The sequence below is a fragment of the Marivivens marinus genome (assembly GCF_035969385.1).
Taxonomy (GTDB): Bacteria; Pseudomonadota; Alphaproteobacteria; order Rhodobacterales; family Rhodobacteraceae; genus SELP01.
Genome location: NZ_JAYKKJ010000016.1, coordinates 2501 through 5722, shown reverse-complemented (window position 1 = coordinate 5722; position 3222 = coordinate 2501). Strand labels below are relative to the sequence as shown.

General features: G+C 54.2%; 1 tRNA gene and 2 rRNA genes. All 3 read right to left on the bottom strand.

Annotation, left to right across the window (positions count from 1 at the left end):
- Position 1: 1 nt before the first annotated feature.
- A tRNA-Met gene (locus U3648_RS16255) sits at positions 2-78 on the bottom strand.
- Positions 79-126: 48 nt separating this feature from the next.
- Positions 127-241: ribosomal RNA gene (gene rrf, locus U3648_RS16250) — 5S ribosomal RNA — on the bottom strand.
- A gap of 79 nt (positions 242-320) precedes the next feature.
- Positions 321-3155: ribosomal RNA gene (locus U3648_RS16245) — 23S ribosomal RNA — on the bottom strand.
- Between the last annotated feature and the right edge of the window lie 67 nt (positions 3156-3222).

Sequence of the window (3222 nt, the reverse complement as noted above, 5' to 3'; positions counted from 1 at the left end):
TTGGTTGCGGGGGTAGGATTTGAACCTACGACCTTCAGGTTATGAGCCTGACGAGCTACCGGGCTGCTCCACCCCGCGGTGATTGGGATTGATCGATCAGAGAGAGAGTTGAGATGTTCTTACTAGGTCTGGCGGTGACTTACTCTCCCACGTCTTAAGACGCAGTACCATCAGCGCGACGGCACTTAACTGCCGAGTTCGGAATGGGATCGGGTGTTTTGCTCGTGCTATGACCACCAGACCGAGGAAGAACATCATTTGTTTAGTCAAGTATACTGTTGTGTGTGTATGCTTTTGATCTGGTCTTGCTTTTACTGGATCAAATCAAGCCTATCGGACCATTAGTACCGGTCAACTGAACGCATTGCTGCGCTTACATCTCCGGCCTATCGACGTGGTGGTCTTCCACGGTCCTCAAGGGATACCTTGTTTTGAGGGGGGCTTCCCGCTTAGATGCCTTCAGCGGTTATCCTGTCCGATCATAGCTACCCTGCACTGCCGTTGGCACGACAACAGGTCCACCAGTGGATCGTTCACCCCGGTCCTCTCGTACTAGGGGCAACTCCTCTCAAGTATCCTACACCCACGGAAGATAGGGACCGAACTGTCTCACGACGTTCTAAACCCAGCTCACGTACCTCTTTAAATGGCGAACAGCCATACCCTTGGGACCTGCTCCAGCCCCAGGATGAGATGAGCCGACATCGAGGTGCCAAACGATGCCGTCGATATGGACTCTTGGGCATCATCAGCCTGTTATCCCCGGCGTACCTTTTATCCGTTGAGCGATGGCCCTTCCACTCGGGACCACCGGATCACTATGGCCGTCTTTCGACTCTGCTCGACTTGTCAGTCTTGCAGTCAGGCTGGCTTCTGCCATTGCACTCAACGAGCGATTTCCGACCGCTCTGAGCCAACCTTCGCGCGCCTCCGTTACTGTTTGGGAGGCGACCGCCCCAGTCAAACTACCCACCACAGAGGGTCCCGGATCCGGATAACGGACCGCGGTTAGACATCAAGCAAAGCAAGGGTGGTATCTCAAGGGAGGCTCCACAAGGACTGGCGTCCCTGCTTCGAAGCCTACCACCTATCCTGCACATGCTGTACCTGATGCCAGTCTGAAGTTGTAGTAAAGGTGCACGGGGTCTTTCCGTCTAACCGCGGGAAGCCTGCATCTTGACAGGCAATTCAATTTCGCTGAGTCGATGTTGGAGACAGCGGGGAAGTCGTTACGCCATTCGTGCAGGTCGGAACTTACCCGACAAGGAATTTCGCTACCTTAGGACCGTTATAGTTACGGCCGCCGTTTACCTGGGCTTCAATTCGGAGCTTGCACTCCTCCTTTTAACCTTCAGGCACCGGGCAGGCGTCAGACCCTATACGTCGTCTTGCGACTTCGCAGAGCCCTGTGTTTTTAGTAAACAGTCGCCACCCCCTGGTTTGTGCCCCCGCCCAAGAGTTGCCTCCTGAACGGGCCTCCTTCTCGCGAACTTACGGAGGTATTTTGCCGAGTTCCTTCAACATCGTTCTCTCAAGCGCCTTGGTATTCTCTACCAGTCCACCTGTGTCGGTTTAGGGTACGATCTCATGGAGGGCTATTTCCAGGAACCGCTCAGCAGCCCAGCCAATCCGATAAGGCTGAACTACACCCGCGATCCGTCACCATCTCCTGGCCCAGGAATATTAACCTGGTTCCCATCGACTACGCCTTTCGGCCTCGCCTTAGGGGTCGGCTTACCCTGCTCAGATTAGCTTTAAGCAGGAACCCTTGGACTTTCGGCGAGGGGGTCTCTCACCCCCTTTGTCGCTACTCATGTCATCATTCTCGCTAGTGATCTCTCCACCGGATCCCTCACAGGCCGGCTTCACAGAAGAACCCTTGATCCTCCAAAGCCCCTCGAGAGGGGCAAAAGAGGATAGGGTCCATGTCACACTACGCTCCGCTACCACTGCATACGCAGTCCTAAGCTTCGGCTCATGGCTTGAGCCCCGTTACATCTTCGCCGCAGGACAACTTATTTAGACCAGTGAGCTGTTACGCTATCTTTAAAGGATGGCTGCTTCTAAGCCAACCTCCTGGTTGTTTTGGTCGTCCCACCTGCTTTCCCACTTAGCCATGAATTGGGGGCCTTAGCTGTAGGTCAGGGTTGTTTCCCTCTCCACGACGGACGTTAGCACCCGCCGTGTGTCTGCCGTATAGTACTCCTCGGTATTCGGAGTTTGGTTAGGATCAGTAAGCCTGTGGGGCCCCATTACCCATCCAGTGCTCTACCCCCGAGGGTATTCGTACGACGCTCTACCTAAATAGATTTCGCGGAGAACCAGCTATCTCCGAGTTTGATTGGCCTTTCACCCCTAGGCACAGCTCATCCCGATCCTTTTCAACGGATGTGGGTTCGGTCCTCCAGTGCGTGTTACCGCACCTTCAACCTGGCCATGCCTAGATCACTCGGTTTCGGGTCTGATGCCACGAACTCATGCGCCCATTTAAGACTCGCTTTCGCTGCGCCTACACCTAACGGCTTAAGCTTGCTCGTAACACCAAGTCGATGACCCATTATACAAAAGGTACGCCGTCAGGGCTCAAGGCCCCTCCGACTGCTTGTAGGCGTCCGGTTTCAGGTACTGTTTCACTCCCCTCGTCGGGGTGCTTTTCACCTTTCCCTCACGGTACTGGTTCGCTATCGGTCAGTAAGGAGTACTTAGCCTTCGAAGGTGGTCCTCCGATCTTCAGACAGGATTTCACGTGTCCCGCCCTACTTAATACATCCCATCGAGCTTCCCATACGGGGCTGTCACCCGCTATGGCCCGGTTTTCCAACCGGTTCTGGTCACTCTCAAGGCTTGGCTGGTCCGCGTTCGCTCGCCACTACTAGCGGAGTATCTGTTGATTTCCTTTCCTCCGGGTACTTAGATGTTTCAGTTCCCCGGGTTTGCTCTTTTAACCCTATATATTCAGGTAAAAAGTACCTGTCTTACCCCATTATTGAGCACTCCGAAGAGTAACAATAACAGAGTATCAGGTGGGTTGCCCCATTCGGAGATCCAGGGATCAAAGCTTATTCTCAGCTCCCCCTGGCTTATCGCAGAGTATCACGTCCTTCATCGCCTCTTACTGCCTAGGCATCCACCAAACGCCCTTTTCGCGCTTGATTTGATCCAGAAAGAGCAAGACCACGTTTGTGCGCTACCGCTTCGCTACTTGAGCGCGGCGGCAGAACC